At 58.6% G+C, this 25936-nt stretch carries 26 protein-coding genes; 9 read left to right on the top strand and 17 right to left on the bottom strand.

Annotated elements, in window-relative coordinates; translation table 11 throughout:
• Positions 1-164: 164 nt before the first annotated feature.
• The gene (locus tag ABLN94_RS12320; protein ID WP_352992740.1) at positions 165-1115 is read left to right on the top strand and encodes a CAP domain-containing protein; all 951 of its coding nucleotides are present in this window, start codon (positions 165-167) and stop codon (positions 1113-1115) included.
• Between the two features lie 142 nt (positions 1116-1257).
• On the opposite strand, the gene ppk2 is transcribed toward ABLN94_RS12320, so the two are convergent.
• A complete protein-coding gene (ppk2, locus tag ABLN94_RS12315; protein WP_352993080.1) occupies positions 1258-2181 on the bottom strand; it encodes a polyphosphate kinase 2 in 924 nt (307 codons plus the stop codon).
• A 285-nt stretch (positions 2182-2466) separates the two neighbouring features.
• Between ppk2 and ABLN94_RS12310 the strand changes: the two genes are divergently transcribed.
• Positions 2467-3306, top strand: a complete 840-nt coding sequence (locus ABLN94_RS12310; protein ID WP_352992738.1) for a CPBP family intramembrane glutamic endopeptidase — start codon at positions 2467-2469, stop codon at positions 3304-3306.
• Positions 3307-3309: 3 nt separating this feature from the next.
• Here the strand turns inward: ABLN94_RS12310 and ABLN94_RS12305 are convergent, their stop codons facing one another.
• Positions 3310-3768, bottom strand: a complete 459-nt coding sequence (locus ABLN94_RS12305) for an Lrp/AsnC family transcriptional regulator (protein WP_170488558.1) — start codon at positions 3766-3768, stop codon at positions 3310-3312.
• Positions 3769-3906: 138 nt separating this feature from the next.
• Here ABLN94_RS12305 and ald point away from each other — a divergent pair, with 138 nt between their 5' ends.
• Complete coding sequence (ald, locus tag ABLN94_RS12300) at positions 3907-5022, top strand: alanine dehydrogenase (protein ID WP_352992736.1); 1116 nt, start codon at positions 3907-3909, stop codon at positions 5020-5022.
• Between the two features lie 192 nt (positions 5023-5214).
• Here ald and ABLN94_RS12295 read toward each other — a convergent pair whose 3' ends face one another.
• Positions 5215-6021, bottom strand: a complete 807-nt coding sequence (locus ABLN94_RS12295; protein WP_352992734.1) for a mechanosensitive ion channel family protein — start codon at positions 6019-6021, stop codon at positions 5215-5217.
• A gap of 213 nt (positions 6022-6234) precedes the next feature.
• Here ABLN94_RS12295 and ABLN94_RS12290 point away from each other — a divergent pair, with 213 nt between their 5' ends.
• Positions 6235-6933, top strand: coding sequence for a glutathione S-transferase family protein (locus ABLN94_RS12290; RefSeq protein WP_352992733.1), 699 nt, complete (start codon positions 6235-6237; stop codon positions 6931-6933).
• Positions 6934-6997: 64 nt separating this feature from the next.
• Here the strand turns inward: ABLN94_RS12290 and ABLN94_RS12285 are convergent, their stop codons facing one another.
• From ABLN94_RS12285 to ABLN94_RS12240, 10 genes are all read right to left on the bottom strand, one after another.
• A complete protein-coding gene (locus ABLN94_RS12285) occupies positions 6998-7447 on the bottom strand; it encodes a YtoQ family protein (RefSeq protein ID WP_170488550.1) in 450 nt (149 codons plus the stop codon).
• A gap of 104 nt (positions 7448-7551) precedes the next feature.
• Positions 7552-9948, bottom strand: coding sequence for a phenylalanine--tRNA ligase subunit beta (gene pheT / locus ABLN94_RS12280; RefSeq protein WP_352992732.1), 2397 nt, complete (start codon positions 9946-9948; stop codon positions 7552-7554).
• Between the two features lie 78 nt (positions 9949-10026).
• Positions 10027-10821 carry an alpha/beta hydrolase family esterase gene (locus ABLN94_RS12275; RefSeq protein WP_352992731.1) on the bottom strand — a complete coding sequence of 265 codons (795 nt, stop codon included), beginning with the start codon at positions 10819-10821 and terminating at the stop codon, positions 10027-10029.
• An 80-nt stretch (positions 10822-10901) separates the two neighbouring features.
• Entirely contained in the window at positions 10902-11480 is a 579-nt protein-coding gene (locus ABLN94_RS12270) for a hypothetical protein (RefSeq protein ID WP_352992730.1), read from the bottom strand.
• Positions 11477-12550: a phenylalanine--tRNA ligase subunit alpha gene (pheS, locus tag ABLN94_RS12265; protein WP_352992728.1), complete on the bottom strand. Its 1074-nt coding sequence runs from the start codon at positions 12548-12550 to the stop codon at positions 11477-11479. The genes ABLN94_RS12270 and pheS overlap by 4 nt, the downstream gene beginning before the upstream one ends.
• Before the next feature lie 86 nt (positions 12551-12636).
• Positions 12637-13704 (bottom strand): Hint domain-containing protein, encoded by a 1068-nt coding sequence (locus tag ABLN94_RS12260; protein WP_352992727.1) that lies wholly within the window; start codon positions 13702-13704, stop codon positions 12637-12639.
• A gap of 106 nt (positions 13705-13810) precedes the next feature.
• On the bottom strand, positions 13811-15181 hold the full coding sequence (locus ABLN94_RS12255) for a glutamate--cysteine ligase (RefSeq protein ID WP_352992725.1): 1371 nt from the start codon (positions 15179-15181) through the stop codon (positions 13811-13813).
• Positions 15182-15246: 65 nt separating this feature from the next.
• On the bottom strand, positions 15247-15774 hold the full coding sequence (locus ABLN94_RS12250; protein WP_352992723.1) for a hypothetical protein: 528 nt from the start codon (positions 15772-15774) through the stop codon (positions 15247-15249).
• Positions 15771-16619, bottom strand: a complete 849-nt coding sequence (locus ABLN94_RS12245; RefSeq protein ID WP_352992722.1) for a GNAT family N-acetyltransferase — start codon at positions 16617-16619, stop codon at positions 15771-15773. The genes ABLN94_RS12250 and ABLN94_RS12245 overlap by 4 nt, the downstream gene beginning before the upstream one ends.
• Entirely contained in the window at positions 16616-17341 is a 726-nt protein-coding gene (locus ABLN94_RS12240) for a 16S rRNA (uracil(1498)-N(3))-methyltransferase (protein WP_352992721.1), read from the bottom strand. Before ABLN94_RS12240 ends, ABLN94_RS12245 begins: the two co-directional genes overlap by 4 nt.
• A 12-nt stretch (positions 17342-17353) precedes the next feature.
• On the opposite strand from ABLN94_RS12240, the gene ubiA reads away from it, so the two are divergent.
• The 4 genes from ubiA (at position 17354) to ABLN94_RS12220 (ending at position 21324) form a co-directional block, all read left to right on the top strand.
• The gene (gene ubiA / locus ABLN94_RS12235; RefSeq protein WP_352992720.1) at positions 17354-18316 is read left to right on the top strand and encodes a 4-hydroxybenzoate octaprenyltransferase; all 963 of its coding nucleotides are present in this window, start codon (positions 17354-17356) and stop codon (positions 18314-18316) included.
• A gap of 64 nt (positions 18317-18380) precedes the next feature.
• Complete coding sequence (locus ABLN94_RS12230; RefSeq protein WP_352992718.1) at positions 18381-20297, top strand: OmpA family protein; 1917 nt, start codon at positions 18381-18383, stop codon at positions 20295-20297.
• Position 20298: 1 nt separating this feature from the next.
• Positions 20299-20619: a hypothetical protein gene (locus ABLN94_RS12225; RefSeq protein WP_170327275.1), complete on the top strand. Its 321-nt coding sequence runs from the start codon at positions 20299-20301 to the stop codon at positions 20617-20619.
• 174 nt (positions 20620-20793) lie between these two features.
• Positions 20794-21324 carry a hypothetical protein gene (locus ABLN94_RS12220; protein WP_170488528.1) on the top strand — a complete coding sequence of 177 codons (531 nt, stop codon included), beginning with the start codon at positions 20794-20796 and terminating at the stop codon, positions 21322-21324.
• A 50-nt stretch (positions 21325-21374) separates the two neighbouring features.
• On the opposite strand, the gene ABLN94_RS12215 is transcribed toward ABLN94_RS12220, so the two are convergent.
• Genes ABLN94_RS12215 through pgsA form a run of 3 tightly spaced genes read right to left on the bottom strand, consistent with a single transcriptional unit; the run spans position 21375 to position 22737 of the window.
• Complete coding sequence (locus ABLN94_RS12215) at positions 21375-21818, bottom strand: molybdenum cofactor biosynthesis protein MoaE (RefSeq protein ID WP_352992715.1); 444 nt, start codon at positions 21816-21818, stop codon at positions 21375-21377.
• Between the two features lies 1 nt (position 21819).
• Positions 21820-22065 carry a molybdopterin converting factor subunit 1 gene (gene moaD, locus ABLN94_RS12210; protein ID WP_170488525.1) on the bottom strand — a complete coding sequence of 82 codons (246 nt, stop codon included), beginning with the start codon at positions 22063-22065 and terminating at the stop codon, positions 21820-21822.
• A 3-nt stretch (positions 22066-22068) separates the two neighbouring features.
• Complete coding sequence (pgsA, locus tag ABLN94_RS12205) at positions 22069-22737, bottom strand: CDP-diacylglycerol--glycerol-3-phosphate 3-phosphatidyltransferase (protein WP_352992713.1); 669 nt, start codon at positions 22735-22737, stop codon at positions 22069-22071.
• Between the two features lie 182 nt (positions 22738-22919).
• Here pgsA and ABLN94_RS12200 point away from each other — a divergent pair, with 182 nt between their 5' ends.
• Positions 22920-23804 (top strand): DMT family transporter, encoded by an 885-nt coding sequence (locus tag ABLN94_RS12200; protein WP_352992711.1) that lies wholly within the window; start codon positions 22920-22922, stop codon positions 23802-23804.
• On the opposite strand, the gene uvrC is transcribed toward ABLN94_RS12200, so the two are convergent.
• Positions 23801-25675 (bottom strand): excinuclease ABC subunit UvrC, encoded by a 1875-nt coding sequence (uvrC, locus tag ABLN94_RS12195; RefSeq protein ID WP_352992709.1) that lies wholly within the window; start codon positions 25673-25675, stop codon positions 23801-23803. The genes ABLN94_RS12200 and uvrC overlap by 4 nt on opposite strands.
• Positions 25676-25936: the final 261 nt, after the last annotated feature.

Here is a 25936-nt window from a genome sequence, read left to right as displayed (position 1 = left end):
CGACCCAGCAGCATTTTGACCGGCGTTTTGCAGCGCAACGAATCTCGTATCGGTAGCACGCACCTGCTGAAATTCGCTCAAAAGTACTACTGGCCTATCCGTTTTTTCCGTCTCCCCTGTAATTGGCCCAGTCTATTCAGACGACCACTCAAACGGAGACAAAAATGTCGACTGCAAGTACTTTCGAGCAGGAAATGCTGGCGCTGATAAACGAAGAGCGCACATCCCGCGGGCTGAACCCGCTGCAACTGGAAACCCAACTGAACGACTCGGCCGAGGATCACAGCACTTGGATGCTGGACACGGACACGTTCAGCCACACTGGGGCGGGCGGTTCCAGCGCGACCGAGCGTATGCGAGATGCCGGATTTGATTTCACCGGCAGCTGGCGGTCGGGTGAAAACATCGCCTGGCAATCGGAACGCGGTCCGGAAGGCATCAGTGACGACGTCGAACAGCTGCATCAGAGCCTTATGGACAGCCCCGGCCATCGGGCCAACATTCTGAACCCCGATTATGAGTATATCGGAATCGGGATCGAAGAAGGGGAGTACAACGGCTGGGACGCCGTCATGGTGACCCAGAATTTTGCCACCACCGATGCCGAAGTGATGCTGGACAGTGGCGTCGCGCCCACACCGCCCACGGACGTCATTGCAGAGCCTGAAGAGCCTGTGGTTCAAGAACCGGTCGAGGATACACCGGATACGGACGTCACCGAAACCGAGGAACCGGTCGAGGAAACTCCAGACATCGACGTCACCGAAACAGAAGATCCGGTCGAGGAAACGCCTGACACCGACGTCACCGAAACAGAAGATCCGGTCGAGGAAACGGAAATTACCGAAACGAACAACCCAGCTGGCGATTGCTTCGACGTCGAGGCCTTCCTTGCTGCGATCGACGACTTCGTGAATGATTTGCTGGTTCTGGTCGACGACTTCAGAATGAACCCCTACCAAGCACCTGAGAAGGACGACTTTAGGCTGACTTGGAACAAGTGCGACGATACCCCGGTCGCACCCGAGGTCGCATCAGATGCGGACGCCAACCAAATGGAGTGGGAATTCGTATCTTTTTCCTACAGTGGCAACTGCATGATGGACTTTGTCTAAGGTTTCATGCCACACGCGGCGCGCCATCAGGGTGCGCCGCAGCTATTTTTCAGACAAACCGTGCCGTGTTTAACGTGACACCAGCAACGGCAACTCTCTATGAGCTGTGTTTGTGAGATGGTTCCGTTGCGCCTTTTTCTGATCAGTAAATCTTGGGCACGTGCAACTCATCCGGCAGGATGCGCCGCTCGTATTCCGGATTGTACCTACGATCCGGCAGATCGACCTTTTCCTGCGGTACATCCGTGTACGGAATCTTGGTGAGCAGGTGTTCGATACAATTCAAGCGCTCGCGTTTTTTGTCATTGCCTTCGACGATGTACCAAGGCGCTTCGGGGATATTCGTGCGGAAGAACATATCCTCTTTGGCCTTGGTGTAAGCCTCCCAGCGGATGCGGGATTCCAAATCCATCGGTGACAATTTCCACTGCTTCATCGGATCGTGGATACGCATAAGGAATCGCAGCTGCTGCTCCTCGTCGGTGATTGAGAACCAGTATTTCAACAGAATGATCCCTGAACGCACCAGCATGCGTTCGAATTCGGGAACGTCCTGAAAGAACTGTTCAACCTGATCTTCGTTGGCAAACCCCATCACCCGCTCGACCCCAGCGCGGTTGTACCACGATCGGTCGAAGAACACGATTTCTCCAGCTGCGGGCAGGTGCGGGACGTATCGCTGGAAATACCATTGGCTCTGTTCCCGACGGCTGGGTGCGGGCAACGCGACCACGCGGGCCACCCGCGGGTTCAGGCGCTGGGTGATGCGTTTGATCACGCCCCCCTTGCCGGCACTGTCGCGCCCTTCGAACAGGATGCACACCTTGGCCCCGGTATGCTGCACCCAATCCTGCACCTTGATCAGTTCGGCCTGCAGACGCAGCAGATTGCGGAAATAGACCTTGCGGTCCAGCATGTCGGGGTGCTGGTCCTTGTAGATCTTGCGTATTTCCATCGAGAGCATGGGTTCGCTGAATTCGATCTCGAAATCTTCGTCCAGCGTGTCTTCCAACTCGGCTTCCAGCCAGTCTTTGGGGGCGTCGTTATTTTCGTAAGCCAAGGTCATATCCTTATCGTCTATCGGGTTCGGACCATACAGGGCGCGTGTAACCACCTGATGTCATCAGACTAATTGATGAACGCCGCGCCCTAAGCGAAACCGCTTATCGCGGTCAGGTCAAGGCGGCGCAAAAGTGGTGTGGTCTTGTCTCATATTTGAACTCACATGCGCTTGGATACAACCGTCAGAATTGCCGCATTGCCAACAGTTTGGCGTAATCCTGCCATCTGTGCCCTTGCCACCGGCTGTATTCTGACGGCATCAATGGGACCAAAACCCCATGAGGCGGCCGTGGCACATTTCCTTTCCCTTTTGCCCGTAGTTTGGCCCTGGTTCATTCTGATTGCTGCGCAAATCAGCGCGGTGTCAAACCGCCACTGGCTGGGCCTGACCCTATTGGCGACGTTCGGGGGCATCACGCTGGCACTGGGGCTGGTGACACCAATGGCCATCGCAATTGCGGCGATAGGACTGTTGGGTGCCGCGGGGCTACCCCGTCTGAGCGGAACTGCAGCCTTTGCAGGACATCTGGTACTGATCTTCTGGAGCCTGGCGTTGGGGGCGCATCTGATCCCTGGCTTCCACAACCTTTTGGTACTTGATCAGGTGAGGGCCGGGCCAGATAGTTCTGCCTTTACGATGTATCTCAACCTGGATAAACCGCTGATTTTATTCGCTGTTCTTCTGGCCTGGCCCGGTATGACCCGCGGCGCGAAGCCGATCATGGTCGTACCGTTGACAATCGGCCTCGTGACATTGCCTGCTTTGTTCGCGTTTGGTCTCATCACAGGTGCAGTACGACCCGAGATTGGTTTGCCCGAATGGTGGCTGATCTTCGCCTTGACGAACCTGTTTCTGACCTGCCTGACAGAAGAGGCCTTTTTCCGCGGATATCTGCAATCGATGTTTGCCTCGAAAATCGGCACCGCCTTGGGGATCGCAGCAGCCAGCCTGTTGTTTGGTCTGGCCCATGTGGGCGGCGGCCCGGCGTTGGTAATCTTTGCTTCAATCCTCGGGGCGGCCTGTGGTCTAGGGTATTACGCGACAGGGCGGCTTTGGGTGCCTGTACTGATGCACTTCGGGTTCAACGCCACGCATCTGGCCCTGTTCACCTATCCCAGTCCAGCCTGAGCGCTAAACCGGCAGGGCAGTGGTTTTGAACACAGTGCGCAAGGCAAAAGAGCTTTGCATCTGCGCGACCCCCGGCAGCCGCGACAGGTATTGCCGGTGAATGCGGGCAAAATCTTCGGTGTTTTCGGCGACGACCTTCAGAATATAGTCCGCAGTTCCGGCCATCAGGTGACATTCCAGCACGTCGGGAATACGTGCCACCGCTTTTTCGAATGCATCCAGAAGTTCTTCGGCCTGCCCCTGCAGCGTGATCTCGACGAACACGGTCGTCGGCACATTCATCTTTCGCGCATCCAGCAGCGCCACATAGTTGCGGATATAACCGTCCGCCTCCAACCGTTGAACGCGCCGATGGCAAGCCGAGGGCGATAGATTGACCTGCTCAGACAGTTCCGCATTCGACATCCGACCGTCCCGCTGAAGGGCCGCAAGAATCTTTTTATCTGTCGTGTCGAGGCTCATTCACGCAATTCCTTTGCGAGTTTTCGGCAATATATAGGAAAATCTCGCAAATAAAAGTTCGATTGCGGGCAGAGTTTCACAGAAATTGCGCCTCAGAATGCCCATTATTTAAGCAGTTTATGAATGGAGGAGCAAAAAATGAAAATCGGTTGCCCCAAGGAAATCAAACCCCAGGAATTCCGCGTCGGCATGACTCCCAATGCCGCACAAGAGGCCGTAGCACGCGGCCATGAGGTTCTGATCGAAACCAATGCTGGTCTCGGTTCGGGCTTTGACAATGACGCCTACATCGCCGCGGGCGCAAAGATCATCGACACAGCGGAAGAGGTATTTGCCACCGCCGACATGATCGTCAAAGTCAAGGAACCGCAAGCGATCGAGCGCAAGATGCTGCGCGAAGGTCAGCTGCTGTTCACTTATCTGCACCTGGCACCGGACCCAGACCAGACGCATGACCTGCTGGAATCGGGCTGTACTGCAATCGCATATGAAACCGTGACTGACTCCAAAGGCGGCCTGCCGTTGCTGGCCCCGATGTCCGAAGTTGCCGGTCGTCTGGCACCTCAGGTCGGCTCGTGGACCCTGCAGAAGGCAAATGGTGGCCGTGGCGTTCTGATGGGTGGTGTTCCTGGTGTGGGCCCAGCCAAGGTGATCGTGATCGGCGGTGGTGTTGTTGGCACGCACGCAGCCAAGATTGCAGCCGGCATGGGCGCAGATGTCACCGTTCTGGACCGCTCGCTGCCGCGCCTGCGCTATCTGGACGACGTCTTTGGTGGTCAGTTCAAGAACCAGTACTCGACAGCCGGTGCAACTGCTGAGCTGATCCAGGATGCCGACATGGTCATCGGTGCGGTTCTGATCCCCGGCGCTGCTGCTCCGAAGCTGATCTCGCGTGAACAGCTGTCGACCATGAAGCCCGGAGCAGCTCTGGTTGACGTTGCGATCGACCAGGGTGGTTGCTTCGAAACCTCCAAAGCCACCACTCACGCCGAACCGGTCTACGAAGTTGATGGCATCATGCACTACTGCGTCGCCAACATGCCCGGCGCGGTTGCCCGTACGTCTACCATCGCACTGGGCAACGCGACCATGCCGTTCATGCTGTCGCTGGCAAGCAAGGGCTGGAAACAGGCCTGCAAGGACGATGCGCACCTGCTGGCAGGTCTGAACGTCCACGCCGGTAAGCTGACCTACGAAGCCGTTGGCACCGCACTCAACATCGACGTTGTCGATCCGACAACTCTGCTGAACTAAAAGCACTCCCGCCTCTAAAAGCGTCCTTTTCCAAAGGGCGCTTTACAGGCTTGGGCATAACGCCGCGCCAAAAGCGCGGCGTTGTTGTTTCTGGCACCACGGTCTCACAAACGAAACGGCGCCGCGCTGATCGCGCGGCGCCTAGCTCGACCGGAGGAGGGCATTTCAATGCCCGATCGACGGGCGGGAGGCTTACGCCTGCTTGTGAATCTCCACCGAATGCGGATACGGGATCGACACGCCTTTGGTATCGAACGCCTCTTTCACCGCTTTGGTGACTTCAAACTTTACATCCCAGTAGTCCGCTGCCGCGCACCACAGGCGCGCAGTCAGGTCAACCGAGCTGTCACCCAGATTGGTTACACGCACCCAAGGCTCGGGATCGCTGTGAATACGTTCATCGGCTTTGGCCACATCCAGAATGATCTTCATCGCTTCGTCCGCGCTGTCGCCATAGTCGATACCAAACACCAGATCGACGCGCCGCGTATCATGGGCCGAATAATTGGTGATGATCGAGCCCCAGCTTTGTCCGTTAGGTACGATGATCTGCACGTTGTCCGGCGTCACCAGTTCTGTGGTGAAAAGGTTCAAATCCTTCACCGTCCCTGCTGTACCGCCAATATCCACGTATTGACCCAGCTTGTACGGGCGGAAGACCACCAACATGACACCGGCCGCCAAATCGCTGAGCGTTCCTTGCAACGCCAGACCAATGGCCAGCGATGCAGCACCCAGTATGGCAACGATGCTAGTGGCTTGGATTCCGAAAATCCCAAGAACAGCAACCAGCACCATGGCCAAAATAGCCCATTTGATCAGGCTGGCCATGAAATTGCCCAGCGTCGGATCAATCTGCGGGGTCGCGTTTATCCGACGGCGCACAAGGCCTCCGACCGCTCCGGCCACGATCCACCCCAAGATAAGAACGATCAGCGCCTTGACGGCATTCATGATCAGCGGGGCGAAGGCACCCACCTGTGTTACGACCTCATCCACGCGTTTATCCTTTCAAAACCAAGAAGCCCGCGTCTTTCGCGCGGGATTCGTTAACTTGTGAGCCAAAATCACGCTTTGGTCTAGGTGTCAGATGCGTCGGAATTCCCCGTTGTTCGCATGCAAACACCCACTGACCGGCAATGCACAACGGTGAGGGCTTACAAGTTGCCCCGACGCGCCCTACCTTCAGGGGAAATCCACACAGGAGCCCCCATGCTGGACACCAAGTCTCACCCGATCATGAACCGCTGGCCTGCTCAGTTTCCGGACCGGATTCAGCTCTACTCCTTCCCCACACCCAACGGTGTGAAAGCCTCGATCATGCTGGAAGAAACCGGCCTGCCCTACGAGGCGCACAAGGTCACTCTGTCAGATGCGGATGTCAAAAGTGCCGAGTTCCTGTCACTGAACCCCAACAACAAGATCCCCGCGATTATCGACCCCGACGGCCCGGACGGAGAGCCCATTGGCCTGTTCGAAAGCGGTGCGATCCTGCTGTATTTGGCCGAAAAGACCGGCAAGTTCATCGGTCAGACCAAGGCCGACAAGCACCGCGTCACGCAATGGCTGATGTTCCAGATGGGCGGCGTTGGCCCGATGTTCGGACAGCTTGGCTTTTTCCACAAATTCGCCGGCAGCGAGATCGAAGACCCCCGCCCCCGCGAGCGCTACGTCAATGAAGCCAAACGCCTGCTGAACGTCCTCAATCAACAGCTTGAGGGGCAGGACTGGATCGCCGGAGACTATTCGATTGCCGACATGGCCATCGCCCCCTGGCTGCGCGGATTGGATTTTTACGAAGCCAAGGATTTGGTCGGCTGGGACGATCACGCCAACGTAGCGGCCTATCTTGACCGCTTCCTTGAACGGCCCGCCGTGCAAAAAGGGTTGGTGACACCCGCTCGGGACTGATCGTCAGGCAACCTATTGAAACAGGGCTTGCAGCCATATCGGCGCGCAAGCCCTTTTCGTTTTCTTAGCCCGGAAGCTTGCCAGTCAGCACATAGCGCAGCACCTCGACCACTTGTCGCGGTTCTTCGGCCACGGCCAGCGCGGCGGCATCCACCTCTTTCAGCGCGTGCTGGTGATCGGGGCCGTGCAGCACGATTAGCGACTTGCCCAGCGCCGCCGCATAGCCCGCGTCAAAGGCCGCGTTCCATTGCTTGTACTTTTCGCCAAACCGGACCACGACCACATCGGCATCTGCGATACCTTTTCGAGTCCGGATCGCATTGACCATCGCGCCCTTGTGGTCATGCCAGTATTTGTTCGGCTCAGCCCCCAGAATGGCCACGCCGCAATCATCGCTGGCGTCGTGATCGGTGACGGGGCTGTTGAAGGTGATGTCCAAACCCTGCGCGCCGTCGATGATCTGTTCGCGCCAGTCGGTGTGAATTTCGCCAGAGAGGTAAACGTTCAGGCCCATGGGTATCTCCGCTTTTGTTCCCACGCTTACTTATGCTGCGATCCGGGAAAGCCCAACGAAAAACGCGCCCGAAGGCGCGTTGATCTCTTACCGGAATTCAGGTTTTAGCCGCGCAGAACGCCGCCAGTTGCCTTGGTGACCTTGGCGATGATCTTATCGGCCACCGCTTCAATGTCTTTTTCTTTCAGCGTCTTGTCCGTCGGTTGCAGGCGGACGGTGATTGCCAGAGATTTCTTGCCCTCACCCAAGCTGCCGCCGATGAATTCGTCAAAGACGCGCACATCTTCGATCAGCGCTTTATCAGCGCCAGCAGCGGCGTTCACCAGAGTCAGCGCCTCGACACTCTCGTCAACGACAAAGGCAAAGTCACGCTCGACCGCTTGCAGGTCACGCAATTCCAGTGCGGCGCGGGTGGCGCCAGATTTACGGGGCAGAGGCACTTCGTCCGGCCAGATGGTAAATGCCATCGCCGGGCCTTTGACATCCATCGCCTGCAGGATGCGCGGGTGCAGTTCACCAAAAACGCCCAGCACCTTTTTCGGGCCTAGGCAGATTTTGCCGTGACGCCCCGGGTGCCACCAGGCATCCCCGTCGCGAAGGATCTGAACCTTGGCTGGCGCGCCGATAGCAGCCAGAACGGCCTCGACATCTGCCTTGGCGTCGAACACGTCGATCGCACGCGAGGCACCGTGCACGTCCTTGGGACCGTTGCGACCAACCAGCAGGCCGGTGATCTGGGTTTTCTGATCGCCGGGCTCTCCGTCATGGAAGACCGGGCCAACTTCGAACAGGGCCACATCCGCATAGCCACGCGCCTGATTGCGGGCAGCGGCCTGTAGCAGGCCGGGCAGCAAATCGGGGCGCATGTGGCTCATCTCGGAGGAGATCGGGTTTTCCAGCTGTGTCGCCTCGTCCCCACCACCGAACAGAGCCGCCGAGGCCTGATCAATGAAGGTGTAGGACACGCATTCATTGTAGCCCAACGCGGCACAGGTGCGGCGTGCCATCGACTGACGGCGTTGTGTCGGCGTCATCACCGGCTTGGGGATGCCATCGGTGACGCGCGGCAGCGGCTTGCCCTGCAGCTTGGTCAGGGACGCGATCCGCGCGACCTCTTCCACCAGATCGGCCTCGCCCATGATATCGGGGCGCCAGCTGGGGACATGCGCCATCTCACCTTCCAGACGGAAGCCTAAACGGGTCAGGGTCTGGCGCTGTTCGCTTTCGGGAATGTCCATCCCGACCAGAGACTGCACGCGCTCGGCATCCAGCTTATAGGCGCGCGCATGGTTTGGGGCTTTTCCGGCCTCAACCACCTTGGACACCTCGCCACCGCAGATATCCAGAATCATCTGCGTCGCCTGTTCCAGCCCTTCCAGCGTGTATTCAGGGTCCACGCCACGTTCGAACCGATACCGCGCGTCCGAGTTGATCTTCAGCGCACGCCCGGTCAGCGCGATCTGCACATGATCCCAGAACGCGCTTTCGAGGAAGACGTTCACGGTCTCTTCAGTACATCCGGTTTCCTCGCCACCCATGATACCGGCAATGGATTCCGGACCCTTGTCATCCGAAATCACCATCATGCCGGGCTGCAGGGTGTATTCCTTCTCATCCAGCGCAACCAGCTTTTCACCACCCTTGGCGCGATGCACCCGCAGGTTGCCCTGCACCTTGTCCGCATCGAACACGTGCAGCGGGCGGTTGCGGTCGAAAGTCATGTAGTTGGTGATATCCACCAAAGCCGAGATCGGACGCAGACCAATCGCCTTCAACTGATCCTGCAGCCATTGTGGGCTGGGGCCGTTCTTCACGCCCTTGATCAGACGACCGGTGAAATGCGGCGCGCCGTCCAGAGTATCCTCGTCGATTGTCACCTTGATCGGGCTTTCGAAATCGCCTGGCACCGGCGCGTAATCGCGCTGTTTCAGCGTACCGATCCCACGCGCGGCCAGATCGCGGGCAATTCCCTCGACCCCCAAAGCATCGGGACGGTTCGGAGTGATCGCTATCTCGATCATTGGATCAATCTTGGACGGCTCATTCTCGGCCAGCCAATCGACGAATTTGTCACCGACCTCGCCCGAGGGCAGCTCGATGATGCCGTCATGCTCGTCCGACAGTTCCAGCTCGCGCTCAGAGGCCATCATGCCAAAGCTCTCGACACCGCGAATCTTGCCAACGCTGATCGTCAGATCCAGGCCGGGGATATACATGCCCGGTTTGCAGACCACGACAGTGATGCCTTCGCGTGCGTTGGGGGCACCGCAGATGATCTGCAGCTCACCCTCGTCCGTATCAACCGTGCAGACGCGCAGCTTGTCGGCGTCGGGGTGTTTCTCGGCATGCTTCACATGGCCCAGCGTAAAGCCCTTCAACCGGTCCGCCGGGTTCACGATCTCTTCGACCTCAAGCCCGAGATCGGTCAGCGCCTCGGCGATCTCATCAACCGAAGCGTCAGTGTCGAGGTGGTCTTTCAGCCAGGACAGAGTGAATTTCATTGCACGGGGCCTTTTTTGGCAAACATCCAGTCGGCACAGGCAATGGCAAAGAATGGGCCGGGGTGCAAGCGCTGGACGTCACGGATAGGTGGGGGTGCGGCCCAAAAGCTCATCCAACTGCCGCCCGATCCAGCCATGGGGGATGAAATGCCCGCCCGGATGGGTGTCCAGTACCACCTGCCCCTGCGCGCAATCGGTCCACTCCACCCGGCTGAGCGTCAGGATCGGCACCACGCTCCAATCACCGCGCGGGGTGGCGTCATGGCAATCGTATTTCTCGCGCCACAAAGCCACCGGATAGGTCGTGTCGCCATTTGTCCCGTAAGGAAAATCCATCACCGTATCGCTGAGGCCATGCACATGGCGCACCTCACGAGGGGCTTGCGGGCAGTGCTCGGTCTGACGGATCGAGCCGGCAACGGCCAGCAGCGCCGACGTGTCATCGCCCGACTGGCAGACATAACGCCACGCCATCGCGCCGCCGAAGGAATAACCCGAGACGTAAATGCGTTCCGGATCAATCGGATAACGCTTGGCCACATCCTCCAACACCCGGTCAGCAAATGGAACGTCGCCGGTGTCCGAGGTCCAGAAATCCCAACTTTTTCCCAGCCCGTTCGGGGCCACCAGCAACACGCCGCGCAGCTTGGTCGCGCCTGCGATCCGCTCGTGATTCACCACTACGGTTCCCTGCCGCGCCCAGCCGTGGAAATGCAGCAGCACCGGCAAAGGCGTTTCGCCATCCCACCCGTCCGGTTCCAGCACATGATACGAGCGGTCGCCGACCTGACAGGCGGTATCGCCGTGGCAGGTTTCGATAGCCGTGGCTTGAGTGGCGGTCAGCAGGAGGAGACAGAGCAGTCGGTAAATCATCTGTCGAACCCTAGCGAGCCTGCGCCCGCTGTCACGTCACAACCCCGTGGGGCAAAACCCAATATATATGCTATTTCAGGTTAGCTCTGATCCGCCTGAGACGCTGACAAGACTGCTAGATTAATTCTTAATTCGAGCTCAGCCAATCCAAGTTCCTTTCTTGCGGCGTTTATTGCCGACCTGAAGCTTGCATCTGCTGCATCCTTGGCATCCCTGACTAAGCTATAATCGATAGCTCCTTCTTGAGGAAATTGAGACAATTCCGCTGCGTATTGAGAAACATTTTCATATAGTTCCCACATTTTTTTTGCGGTTTCAGGGTCCGAAAAAATAAGCACTTCGTTTAGTGCAGATTTAAATTCTCTGTACGCGTCAATCTTCGAAACAGTTTCATTGTACAATCTTTGGTTGATGATCATATCAACGCTTTTTAGAAACTCGCGAAATACAACTCGCTTTTCTTCGTCAATTTTTATTTCCCTGTCTTTGTTTTTTTGGACTGGGTAAACGCTCTTAGCAATATGGAGCGTTACAATTGCTGCAATAATAGCAGCGCCGACCGTCAGCATTCCTTGGATTACTCTTGGATCGGCGTTCAACAACCAAAAATAGTCACGGCACACATTTTCGCATGCCGTGATCACTTCAACTTCACTCAACGCGACAAACCACCATGCAGGTTGGGCATATCCAGTGCCGCAAACCCATAGTGGCGCAGCCAGCGCAGGTCGGAATCAAAGAACGCCCGCAGATCAGGAATGCCGTATTTCAGCATCGCCAGACGGTCGATGCCGATGCCAAAGGCAAAGCCCTGATAGACCTCGGGGTCGATGCCACCGGCGGCGATCACCTTGGGGTGGACCATGCCCGAGCCCAGAATCTCCATCCAGTCGTCGCCCTCACCGATTTTCAGCTGACCATTGTCCCAGGAACAGCGGATATCGACCTCGGCCGACGGCTCGGTGAAGGGGAAATGCGAGGCGCGGAAGCGCAGTTCGACGTCGTCGACCTCGAAGAACGCCTTCACGAACTCTTCCAGAACCCATTTCAGGTTCGCCATCGAGATATCCTTGTCGATGGCCAGCCCCTCGACCTGATGGAACATCGGTGTGTGGGTCTGGTCATAGTCGGCGCGGTACACGCCACCCGGGCAGATCACACGGATCGGCGCGCCCTGCAGCTCCATCGAGCGGATCTGAACCGGCGAGGTATGGGTACGCAGCACATGCGGCGGGCGATTGTCGCCCTCGGCGCGGTGCATATAGAACGTGTCCATCTCGGCCCGCGCGGGGTGGTGGCCGGGGATGTTCAGGGCGTCGAAATTGTGCCAGTCGGTCTCGATCCGCGGCCCTTCGGCCACCGAGAAGCCCAGTTCGGCAAAGATCGCGGTCAGTTCCTCGGTCGCCTGGCTGACCGGATGGATCGAGCCCTGACCGCGCGCGCGGGTCGGCAGGGTGACGTCCAGCCATTCGGTGCGCAGACGCTCATCCAACGCAGCATCGGCCAAAGCGGCTTTCTTTGCTGACAGCGCCGAGTTGATCTCATCCTTCAGGGCATTTAGCGCAGGGCCTGCGACCTGACGTTCCTCGGGCGTCATCTTGCCCAGTTCGCGCATTTTCAGCGCCACTTCGCCCTTCTTGCCGACAGCGGCAACGCGGATCGCCTCGAGCGTGTTTTCGTCGCCTGCATCGGCGATCTGACCGAGATATTTTGCCTTAAGATCGTCCATGACGCTTCCTGACCGTGGCCCCTGAATTCTGTTCAGGCCCTGCTATCACAGCAGTCCGCGAAAGCAAGAGGGGGACAGCCGCCCAATCAGGCAGAGCGCAACAATGCCACGGTCCGGTCCTGACGAACCGGGCGGGCAGCGGCGCCGTAAGCCTCGGGATGCAGGCGCAGCTCGGGGAACAGGGCGAACAGTTCCTCGGCCGTGTCCGAAGGAAGGCCGGCTAATCCTTCTTGCCCCGGAAAAAAGCTTTCCGACACGAGGCCGCTGGTCGAGACCAGTTGGTGACGATCAAACAACAGGTGAACATAGGTGACAACGTCGCGCGGCGCTTCGGCCACAGAGGTTCCGTTGACCAGAGATTTGGCGGGCACCAGGATCTCATCTTCGCCGAACATCAATTCAGCCTGCCAGCCTGAAATCAGGACGCGGTGCTGCGGAGACACCACCACATCGGCGCTGGCCCCCAGAGTGCCGGCACGGAACCGGATCGGAGCAAAGCGACCCCGCCCGTACACCGTGCGCCGCCCAACCCAGCGCACGGGCTGCGCACCAGCATCCAGCGTGTCGACCATATCACCCGGCTGCAGCGTTTCGATCAGCCGGGGCCCATCCGGAGTATCCACCAGCGTTCCGGCTGTGAAACAGGCGGCTCCGGAATCTCCGGGATCGACGGAACCGTAGACCAGCGTATCCGGGTCCGGCTGGTTGAATTGCAATGTGGTGGTGGTCTGGTTCGGCCCGACCAGAACCGGCAGGTTCACCGAGGTTTCACCCGCCGCCAGCCCGTTTTGCGCCACGATGTTCTGAGTACCGCCACCGATGTCATAGAAATCAATGACCTCGCCGGTATCGGTGTTAGTCAGCGCATAGGCTTCGTAGTTGGTCGACCCGCCGCCATTAGGATCGGTCAGCAGGATCGGAAAGTCGTCTGCCGATATGACATAGACTTTCTCGTTGTTGTCCGGGTCGATTGTAAACTGAACGTCCGGGTGATCCAAAGGGATCTCAATCCCGACCTGACCGTTGGCCTGATAGAAGGACACCGTGAAGTTTTCCGGCAGCTCATCTGATCTAAGCGCAACCTCCAGAAACTCGCTTTCACCCGAGCTTGCCGCGTAGGCATTGGAATAGTGCAGTTCGCTGATGCGGGCCATGGATCAGTCCAACAGATTTATACTCGCTGGTACCCTGCAACCAGCCGAGTTTTCAACCCGAGACGCAAACCTTGGCAAAGACTGTCTTAAATCCGCTGCGCCACTCTCAATAACTGTACTCGGGAAACACCCGTGTCAGATCGCCATTCCAATCGCCGCTATAGTGATCCAGCAACTCATCCGCCGGAACCTTACCGGATTCGATGCTGTCTTTCAGAGCGTTCAGGAAATGCGTCTCATCGGGCACCAAGCCGCCTGCACCGGGGAAGGCGCGGGATTTCAGACCGGCCTCGGATATCGCGACCACCTCGCGCGCCAGATCGTGCATTTTGATGTTGCCAACCTGCGCCTGCAGCCCGTCTTTGGCGGCTTCGATCCGCAAGGATTCGCGGGTTTCCGCATCCCAGCCTTTGACCAGATCCCAAGCCGCATCCAGCGCACCCTGATCATAGGTCAGGCCAACCCAGAATGCGGGTAGCGCACACAAGCGGCGCCACGGGCCGCCATCGGCGCCGCGCATCTCCATGAATTTCTTGATCCGCGCTTCGGGGAAAGCGGTGGTCAGGTGGTCGGCCCAATCGGACAGGGTCGGCGTCTCACCCGGCAGAGCGGGCAATTTGCCCTGCAAGAAATCGCGGAAGGACATGCCCAACGCGTCGATATACTGGCCATCGCGGTAGACGAAATACATCGGCACATCGAGCGCGTATTGCACGTAACGCTCGAATCCAAAGCCGTCTTCGAACACGAAAGGCAGCATTCCGGTGCGCGCATCATCCAGATGCCGCCAGATATAGCTGCGCCAGCTTTTCTGGCCGTTCACCTTACCCTCAAAGAACGGGGAGTTCGCAAACAGGGCCGTTGCGACCGGCTGCAGCGCCAGCGCCACACGCAGTTTCTGCACCATGTCGGCCTCGGACCCGAAGTCGATATTGACCTGAACCGTGCAGGTGCGCCGCATCATGGCGCGGCCCATGGTACCGACCTTCTCCATGTAGTCGTTCATCAACCGATAACGCCCTTTGGGCATCAACGGCATCTCGTCATGGGTCCAGATCGGGGCCGCGCCCAGACCGATAAAGCCCACGCCAATCTCGTCGGCGATATCCTTCACCTCACGCAGGTGAGTGTTCACCTCATCGCAGGTCTCATGGATCGTTTCCAGCGGAGCGCCCGACAATTCCAAAGCGCCGCCGGGTTCGAGGCTGACGTTGGCGCCGTCTTTCTCCAGACCGATCAGCTTGCCAGCTTCGCGCACTTCGGCCCAACCGTGGCGGTCGCGCAGCCCTTCAAGCACCGCCACGATGGAGCGGGTGCCCTCGAAAGGCAGAGGTTTCAGGGTATCTTTGCAATAGCCGAACTTCTCATGTTCGGTCCCGATACGCCAATCCTGCTTGGGCTTGCAGCCCGATTCCAGATATTCGGCCAGTTGCTCATGGCGTTCGATCGGTCCGCCGCCGGACTGGGGGATGGACATGAATCGCGCTCCGATCCTGATGTGTCTGTCTAGTTGGTCAGTCGTGGGGGCAAACCGCGCCAGTGTCAATGCAGCCTGAGATGTGCGGGGCGCGATGGCGTGCGTTCCCAGATCACCACCGGATGGGCCGCTCCGCCATTCAGTTCGGCCAACATTTGTTCGGTTTTCAGGCCCGGAAGCGCCGAAAAGACATCGAACAGCGCCTCGGCTCCTTCGGCATTCACAGGAATGTGAAGCACCGGCTGGCCCGGTTGTTCCAGCACCCAGTGCGCAGGGGATGAGGTCGGGTCCAGCGCGAGCCGTTCGATTTCCCGCGTGGCGACCATGCCTCCGTCCAGTGGGCCAAGATAGGTGATTTGCCCTTCGTCGATGGTCACGACACCGGGACCACCGACACCGGTACGGAAACGGGCGCGTTGGATTCCTATGACGGCGAGCGCCACTGAGACCAGAACCAGCACCCAGCCCAACCAGCCGAGCAATCCGCCTGGACCGCTAATCCAACTAAGGCCAACCAGCAGAACAAGTCCCGCGACCAACACCTCGCGCCAGCGCCACAGTGTCAGTTTGGCTTCGGGTCGGATGAAACTCATGCCGGGTCCTCGGGATTTGTAAACAGGATCAGCGAGTAGTGACCCGCCGGTTGGAAACCAATAGCGATATAAGCACGCGCGGCGGATTCGGAAGCCGCGAACAGAACCGCGCGGGTCGCTCCGGCGTTGCGCGCCTCAAGCAGATGCAATGCGACGGCTAGTTTTGCATGGCCTTGCCCGCGAAGCTTGGGCGGTGTGTAAACGCCTCCTATCTGCACGATCTCGGGCAGGCGGGCGTTGAAGCCGGTCATAGCAACCGGCTGTCCGTCGATCAGCAGCGCCCGGTGCGAGTCGCGATCCAAATAGGCAGCAATATCTTTTTTCGCCTGTTCCTGCGCCCTGTCTGGAGCGAAGTCCATGGCCTCGATCAGATAGTTTTCCCGCCACGCTTCGGCGATGGTCCTTTCAAGCGCTCCCAAAGGCACAAGCTCAGCACCGTCGTCATCGGGCAGCACCAGCTTGTCCAAATCCAACGAGAAGCCGGGCTCATCACTGTTCAGCGTCGCGGGGCGGCCTTCCCAACCGGCCAGCCGCATGATCCGGCGGGCCTGAGTCGCTTCGGCCGCCAGACCAAACAGCTGGTGGCCACGGATCAGGTCAACCGCGTCCGAGAGTTCTGTGTCGGTGCAGTCGGGGCATTGCGGCAGGACCATCCCTTCGTTGGTGATCGAAAACACGGCACTGGGCTCACCTCCCATAAGCCAGGCATTCAACGCGCGGGGATGCGCAGCCTGCAAACCATGATCACGAAGATTGGCAAGCGGAAACATCGAGGTCTGAATGTGTTGTGACAGGAACGCGTCGATCAGGGGCACGTCCTTGTCCGTCGCGACTCGCCACGTCACGACCAATCCCCCAGCGCTTGCTGCCACATGGTCAGCGCTGCAACAGCCGCCGTATCGGCACGCAGGATGCGCGGGCCAAGGCTGACCACATGAGCATAAGGCAGCGCCGTCAGCCGTGCGCGTTCGCGATCCGAGAACCCACCCTCAGGACCGATCAGGATGGCCCATGGCTGACCCTTTTCGTTCGCCGCCAAACGCAAGGCGGAGCCAACTTCGGCCTCATTGCAAAACATCAGGTGCCGACCCTCGGGCCATGCATCCAGAAGGCGGTCGAGCCGCTGCAAATCGGCCACCTCGGGCACGAAGGTGCCGCCGCATTGCTCGGCGGCCTCAACGGCGTGGGCTTGCAGACGGTCCTGCCGGATGCGCTCGGAATTGGTGAACTCGGTTTGCACGGGCAGTATCCGCGCCGCGCCCATTTCCGCTGCTTTTTCAACGATGAAATCGGTGCGCGCCTTTTTGATCGGGGCAAACAGGAACCACAGATCCGGCGGCAGCTGCAACGGTTTGGTCTGTTCCACACAGCTCAGAACGCCACCGCGCTTGCCGGCCTCGGCCACCTCGGCCAGCCATTCTCCGTCCTTGCCATTGAACAGGGCAACTTGCCCGCCCACAGCCAGCCGCATGACGCCAAACAGGTAATGCGCCTGCTCGCGCGTCAAATCTACCGATTGCCCCGGACCCAGAGGGTGCTCTACATACAGTCTGATCTTTGCACTCATGAGACGTTACATATGCAAGGCAACGCCCCAACACCAGACGGTCAGGTCGCCGATGCGGTCAGTGGCAACTGGGTCGACACACACGCACCCGCTTTCGCCCGCCCCTATCTACGCCTGAGTCGCGCGGATCGGCCCATCGGCACATGGCTTTTGCTGATTCCCTGCTGGTGGGGTCTCGCGCTGGCAATCCTCAGCGACGGCAATCCCCGGTGGGAAGACCTGTGGATCGCTATCGGCTGTGCCATCGGCGCTTTCCTGATGCGCGGCGCAGGCTGCACCTGGAACGACATCACCGACCGTGAGTTTGACGGGCAAGTGGAGCGCACACGCTCGCGCCCGATTCCATCCGGTCAGGTCAGCGTTAAGCAGGCCGTGGTTTGGATGGGTCTGCAATGCCTGCTGGCGCTCGGAATTCTGCTGACCTTCAACCAGGCCGCAATTGCCATGGGTGTGCTCTCCCTGCTGCCTGTTACAATCTACCCCTATGCCAAACGCTTTACATGGTGGCCGCAGGTGTTTCTGGGACTGGCCTTCAACTGGGGCATCCTGCTGACCTGGGCTGCCCATACCGGGACAGTTGGCGTTCCAGCGATCACCCTGTACCTGGCCGGGATTGCCTGGACGCTGTTCTATGACACCATCTACGCCCACCAGGACGCCGAGGATGACGAGCTGATTGGGATCAAGTCCACCGCCCGGCTGTTTGGCAAAGATACCGCGCGCTGGTTAAAATACTTCCTTGTGGCCACGGTCTTCTTGATGGGGCTGGCCATCATCGATGGAGCGCTATCTCAGGCCTCTCTGTTGGCATTGGCCGTCGCGTTGGCCGGACCATGGGCTATGGGCTGGCACATGGCTTGGCAATTGCGAGGGCTGGATACCGAAGACAACGCGAAACTGCTGCAATTGTTCCGCGCCAACCGGGACACTGGCCTTATTCCGCTGATCTTCCTCTGCGTCGCGCTGCTGCTCTGATTGCACCTTGGCGCGGCGCTCTGTAAGAGTGCGCACAATCGCTTGAGGAGTCGATAACCCACACATGCGTTTGCCCTATTTCTTTGCCGTTGCCCTTATCTTCCTCGTGTCGGCGGGCCTGTGTCTGCTGGCCGCCAGCTTTGCGGTGACAAAGGTAGAAGAAACGTCCGAGTTTGCCGTGCGTCGCGCACTGGACCTGAAGGGGCATGACTGGGCCGAAGTGCATTCGGACGGCTTGCGTGTTGTGCTGACGGGCACTGCTACCGACGAAGCCACCCGATTCAACGCGTTGACCGCCGCTGGTACTGAAGTCGACACCTCACGCGTGATTGACGAAATGGAGGTGGCCCCAACCACAGAGCTGGCTGCGCCTCGTTTTTCTGCCGAGATTCTGCGGAACGACAGCGGCATCTCGGTAATCGGCCTGATCCCAGCCAGCGAAGACCGCGACGAGCTGATCGATCGGTTGAGCGATCTGGACAGCGGCGGTCACGTCTCGGACTTGCTGGAGACCGCCGACTACCCCAAACCCAAGGGATGGGACGACGCGGTCAGCTATGCCCTAGAATCCCTAACCCGCCTGCCCCGCGCCAAAATCTCGGCCAGCCCAGGATTGGTCAAGATAACGGCAATTGCCGACAGCCAGCAGGAAAAGGAACAGCTGGAACAGGACCTGACTCGCGCGGCTCCGCCCAGCCTGCGGATTGGCCTGTCGATCTCGGCCCCGCGCCCGGTGATCACACCCTTTACCCTGCGCTTTTTGATCGACGAAAACGGCAGCTATTTCGACGCCTGTTCTGCCCAGGATGAAAAGGCCCGCGCAGCGATTGTTGCCGCCGCGCAAGAGGCTGGCCTGACTGGCCCCTACAGTTGCACCATCGGGCTGGGCGTACCCTCGCCCCGCTGGTCCGAAGCCGCCGCACTGAGCATTCGCGCGGTGGCCGAACTGGGCGGTGGCTCTGTTACGATGTCGGATGCGGATATCACTCTGGCTGCGGCACAGGGCACCGATACCGGAACCTTTGACCGCGTAGTAGGTGAGCTTGAAAGCGCGTTGCCCCCGGTCTTTGCCCTGCACGCAATCCTGCCGCCACCCGAAACCGACACAGGGTCCGGCCCACCCGAATTCACGGCGACACGCAGCCCCGAAGGGCTGGTGCAGATACGTGGGCGTCTGGGCGACGACACCCAGCGCAACATGGTCGACAGCTATGCCCGTGCGGCATTTGGGTCGGAACAGGTTTACACAGCAACCCGCATTGCCCCCGATGGGCTTCCGATGGGCTGGCCGGTGCGCGTCCTGACCGGGCTCGAGGCGCTGGCTCAGTTGCACAACGGCGCACTGAGGGTCACGCCGGATGATCTTGTGCTGAACGGTGTCAGCCACGACCCGGACACAAAGGCTCATATCGCAGGACTACTGTCCGAAAAACTGGGCGACGCGCAGGAATTCACCCTGTCCATCACCTATCAGGAGCCGACCGAACCCGAGGACAAACTGCCCGACCCCGAGGTCTGCGAGGAGCGCATTGCCGAGGTTCAGGCAGGTACCAAGATCGCTTTTGAGCCGGGTTCGGCTACGGTTGCCACCACCTCACGCGATACGGTGAACCAGATCGCGGACATCTTGCGGGAATGCGGCCCGATCCGACTTGAGATTCAGGGTCATACCGACAGTCAAGGCCGTGAAGAAATGAACCAGCAGCTTAGCCAGGCGCGGGCACAGTCCATCCTGAATGAGCTACGCGGGCGTCGGGTGCCCACGGCCAGCTATACCGCCGTGGGTTATGGCGAGACCCAACCCATCGCCGACAATGACACCGAAGAAGGCCGCGAAGAGAACCGCCGCATTGAATTCCGCCTGATCCGGCCCGAGCCGATCGAGAACCCGGAAACCGGGCTGGACGCGATCGAAGCGGAGACGATCAAGGCCGAACAGACGGACACGACCGCCTCAGACGCGGATGCAGGGGACCAGTAAGTTGAACCGAATCGAATTCATCATCGCCACAGCCATCATCCTGTTCGCGGCCTTCTGCATGGGTTGGTTTGCCAACTGGTTGGCCCACCGCCTGTCCCGCGTGCGTCAAAGCGACGTGGCAGATCTGGATCGCATGAGCCAAGAGTTGCACGAAGCCGAAGAAACCCGCGATCAGGCGATCACCTATCTGCAACAGCGCGAGGCCGAGCTGACCAATCAACTGACTCAGGCCGAGGCTGAACTGGCCGCTGCCATGGACGGCCTGCGCGCCGCCCGGCAAGAGGCCGAAGAACTGCGTGGACGCATCAACAACGCGGACTGATTCCGCAGAACCGAATTCTGTGCTCAACTTGTTTGCCTAGCAGTCAGGTTGGATCGGCAGGTTTTAGCCGGTCAGATTCTACATTCTTCAATTTTCCAACAAATTCAATATTCTGAATTGGTGTGTTTTTGCCTGCACACACACTGTCCACTATCCAGAAAATTGGAGTGTACTATGAATTTCCAAACTTCTTTGAAAACCGCCGCAATCCTCGGCCTGTTTAGTACGACCGCTGCATTCGCCTCGAGCGATGTGATCCCGTCAGAGAATGATACCTTTACAAAATGGGGCGAAGAATCCGGCTGGACCATCTATGTAGATGATACCCGCGGTTCCTGCCTGATCGAACGCGTCGATGCGAACAACAACGTCGTTCAAATGGGCCTGACCAAAGATCACGAAATGGGCTATCTCGGTGTCTTCACCCAAAACGACATTGGCCTAAAAGGCAAAAAGGAAGAGATCATCCTGTCACTGGATGGCAACGTCTACTCAGCAGAGGCGCGGAAGAAAACCAAGCACCTCGCGGATGGGTACACTGGCGGCTATATCCTGGCGAATAATCCCCAATTCGTCGATGACGTCATGAAGAAATACGAGATGACCGTATTTCCGGAAAAAGAAACCGGCTTCACCGTAAACCTTGATGGTACCCTGAAGGCTATCGAAGCCGCGCGGACCTGCAACTCAGAACAGAGCAGCTGAACCGACTTGCCCAAATCCGGTACCCGACAAACGGGTGCCGGAGCCAGTCTTTACCAACGATTCAGCGCGTCTTCGTCTTCGTCCTTGGCAGCAACCCATGCTGCGCCTGACTTGGTGATTTCCTTCTTCCAGAACGGCGCGCGGGATTTGAGGTAGTCCATCAGGTACTCGGCCGCCTCAAACGCATCCTTGCGGTGCCGCGCAGCAGTGGCCACCATCATGATACGATCCCCCGGTGCCAATCGTCCGTGACGGTGGATCACCAGCACATCGCCCAGTGACCAGCGTTTCTGCGCCTCTTCTGCGATTTTGGTCAGAGCGCGTTCGGTCATGCCGGGGTAGTGTTCGATCTCCATCACGTCCAGATCGCCCGAGGCCAAATCGCGTACGACACCGGTGAAGGTCACAATTGCCCCGTTGGCGTCATTTCCGGCGGCAAAGGCATTGGCCTCGGCCCCCAGATCGAACTCTGCTTCCTGAACCGCGATACGCATCTCAGCCACCGGTCATGGGTGGAAAAAACGCCACCTCACGCACACCGGACAGCGAGGCGTCAAAGTCGGACAGTTCCTGATCCAGAGCGACACGAAGCGCGGACAGATCTGCGAAGGCGGCGGCATAGCGGTCTTCGCGCGCGCTGAGTTCGGCCACCAGATCGGAAACCGTTGCCGCATCAGTCTCGACCTTTTCTTTCGGCAGGCCGATCCGTTCGCGCACCCAGGCAAAATACAGCACGTCCATCGCTTAACTCTCCTTCAGATGGGGCATGGCTTTACGTAGGTAGTCATAGCCGGTGATCAATGTCAGAGCCGCAGCAATCCACAACAGCCACAGCCCGACCCGACCAGACCAGAACATCCCTTCCAGATGCCACCGCAGGTGGTTCACGTCCTCAATCTGCCCGGTCAGCGCCTGATCAATCAGGTCCGGGTCCATCCCGAATGTGCCCATTACGAAGTAGTGCTCAAATATCCCCTGCGAGAACAACACCGCGATTGCCACCATCTGCGCAGTGGTTTTCCATTTCGCCAGCTTCGTCACCTTTAGCGTTCCGGCGGTATCACCCAGATATTCGCGCAGGCCCGAAACGAACACTTCGCGGAACAGGATCACGGTTGCGGGCAGCACCAGCCACGGCGTCCAATGTTCGGCGGAATATCCCACCAAAATCATCAGCGCGATCACCACCATCGCCTTGTCAGCAATCGGGTCCATCATCGCGCCGATCTTGGTTTCCTGTTGCCAGGCCCGCGCCAGATAGCCATCGAACCAGTCGGTTATAGCAGCCGACAAAAACAGGATCAGAGCGAACCAGTCCGCGTATGGTCGGGTGAAATACAAAAACATCACGGCCAGACCGGGGGCTGCAAGAAGGCGTAGCACGGTCAGGATATTGGGCAGGTTCCACTTCATGGTTCGGACATTACAGTGCCGGTTGCAGACATAAAAGGCGGCCAATCAAAAATCTAACCCGATCACAGGCAGTTGCGGCGCTGTTGGTCAAAGGGTCGCAAGCTAGAACTCTCAGTCAGATACCCCTTGGCGTGAGGGTGCTTTGCGGTCAGATTGGCGCCCGATTCCAAAGCAGCAAAGTAATGACAGCCCATATTCAAACCGACCCCCAATCCAACCTGATCGGCAGCGCCTGGATGATCGCAGCCATGGCGCTGTTTGCACTGGAGGACGCGCTGCTGAAAGGCGCATCTGCGGTTCTGCCGATCTGGCAGATCCTGCTGTTATTCGGCGTAGGCGGGTCGGTTATTTTTGCAGCTGTGGCCGTGCTGCGCGGAACGTCTCTGTTTCATCCCGACGTGCTGTCGCGCCCGATGAGGGTGCGGGTGCTGTTCGAAATCCTCGGTCGGTTATTCTACGTGCTGGCGATCACGTTGACGCCTTTGTCTGCGGCCACCGTGATCTTGCAGGCCACGCCTTTGGTCGTCGTTGCAGGCGCGGCGCTGTTCTTTGGCGAGATGGTCGGCTGGCGACGGTGGAGCGCCATTCTGATCGGCCTGATCGGCGTGGTGATCATCATCCAACCGACCGGAGACAGTTTCTCAGTGCTCTCCATACTGGCCGTGCTGGGGATGCTGGGCTTTGCCGGTCGCGATCTGGCCAGCAGAGCAGCGCCAGCGACGCTGGGAACCGAGGCGCTGGGGTTTTACGGCTTTCTGTGCATCATCGTAGCCGGTCTGGCCTATCGGTTCTGGGAGGGTGCGCCGATGGTTTCTCTGGACCTGCACACCAGCCTGCATGTGGGCGGAGCCATACTGATGGGCACCGCCGCCTATGCCTCGCTGATGAAAGCGATGCGAACCGGTGAGGTCTCCGCGGTCACGCCCTTCCGGTATTCCCGATTGCTGTTCGGCGTCGCCTTAGGCGTAGTGATGTTCGGTGAGCGGCTGGACCAGACCATGTGGATCGGCAGTGCCCTGATCGTGGCCTCGGGGCTGTATATCCTTTGGCGTGGACGGCGGGCTTAGCCCTTGTCGTGGAAGAAGTCATAAACCTTCTGCGCCAACCCGGCTGAGATGCCATCCACCGCTTTGAGATCTGCCAGATTGGCCCGGCTGACCGCCTTGGCACTACCGAAATGGGTCAGCAGGGCACGCTTGCGCGCCGCCCCGACGCCAGGGATTTCGTCCAAAGGCGTCGCACCCACGGCTTTGGCTCGTTTCGCACGGTGGGTCCCTATGGCGAACCGGTGCGCCTCATCCCGCAAACGTTGGACAAAGTACAACACCGGATCGTTGCGTTTAAGGGCAAAGGCGCGTTGGCCGATGCGGTGGAACTCTTCCTTGCCGTGGTCGCGATCGACACCCTTGGCGACACCGACCATCGGGATGTCCTCAACCCCATGTTCAACCATGATCTCATGTACAGCACTGACTTGCCCCGCACCGCCATCGATCAACAGAAGATCGGGCCATAGGCCCTTTTCGCGGTCGGGGTCTTCTTTTTGCAGGCGGGTGAAGCGGCGTGTCAGGACCTCTTTCATCATACCGAAGTCATCGCCGGGGGTCAGATCATCACCACGGATGTTGAACTTGCGATATGCGTTTTTCATGAAGCCCTCAGGGCCTGCCACGATCATACCGCCCACTGCATTCGTCCCCTGAATGTGGCTGTTATCGTAGACCTCAATCCGGCCCGGAGGCGCGTCGAGATCAAATGCCTCGGCCACACCGCGCAGCAATTTGGCCTGCGTGGCACTTTCCGACATGCGTCGGGCCAGCGATTCACGTGCATTGCGCAAGGCGCCCGCGATCAGTTCCTGCTTTTCACCGCGCTGGGGCACCAGGATTTCCACCTTGCGTCCGGCTTTTTCCGACAATGCCTCCTGCATCAGATCGGCATTCTCGATTGCATCAGACAGGATCAACTGCCGGGGTGGTTCCTTATTGTCATAGAACTGGCCCAGAAACGCTTCCATCACCTCAGCCGTTGACACATCAGCCCCGACCCGAGGATAGAAATCCTTATTCCCCCAGTTCTGGTTCGCCCGGATGAAAAACACCTGCACACAGGCCTGTCCGCTATCCATATAGAGACCGATCACATCCGCCTCGGTCACGCCGCGCGGGTTGATACCCTGCGAAGTCTGCACCTGCGTCAGCGCCCGGATACGGTCGCGCAGACCTGCAGCGCGTTCGAACTCCATCGCCTCGGATGCGGCCATCATCTGTTCGGCCAGCTCCTCCTGCACCTTGGTTGACCGGCCTGACAGAAAGCGCTCCGCATCCTTGACGCTTTCGCGATAGTCCTCTTCGGAGATCAGCCCGACGCACGGCCCGGAACAGCGCTTGATCTGATACAGCAGACAAGGCCGCGTCCGGCTGTCGAACATCGAATCCGAACAGTTACGCAGCAAGAACGCCTTTTGCAGTTGGTTCAGCGTTCGATTCACTGCCCCGGCGCTGGCGAATGGGCCAAAATAAGCGCCCTTCTCTTTCTTTGCCCCGCGATGTTTCTTGATCTGCGGAAAGGCATGATCTTTGGCGACCAGAATGTTCGGGAAACTCTTATCGTCCCGCAGCAGCACGTTGTATTTCGGCTTGAGCTGCTTGATCAGGTTCTGTTCCAGCAGCAGCGCCTCGGTTTCGGTCCGCGTCGTCAGGAACATCATCGAAGCGGTTGAGGCGATCATCCGTTCGATCCGACCCGAATGACCGGGACGCGCATAGTTAGACACCCGTGCCTTCAGGTTGCGCGCTTTGCCTACGTATAGAACGCGGCTATCCGCATCCAGCATCCGGTAAACACCGGGCGAGCTGTCCAGCGTTTTCACATAACGCTGTATGCAATTGTACCCCGTGGGCTGGGCGTCCGGTGTCTGGTCGTTTTGGATGGTCATGGGCCTGAGATATGATTCTCTGACTATGGCTGCAATCTTGAGGCCTGCAGATCAAGAGAAAACAAATCCACGGCTTCTGTGGATAAGTATGAAGATAAGTTTCCCGGGACTGCGAAATTCCCTTGTTTCATTAAGAAATCCTTGATCTGCATAAAAAATAGGCACTTATGCAAAGCATTGTTTTTAAATGAAAAAAAATCGTGCACATGACAAGTGTATGAAAAAAAAGACATTTTTGTAACGCGCAGGTAACGAGAACGG

The organism is Ruegeria sp. SCP11 (assembly GCF_040329455.1).
Lineage (GTDB): Bacteria > Pseudomonadota > Alphaproteobacteria > Rhodobacterales > Rhodobacteraceae > Ruegeria > Ruegeria atlantica_E.
The sequence above is the reverse complement of the archived record's forward strand: the minus strand, read 5'-3'. Positions and strand labels throughout refer to the sequence as shown.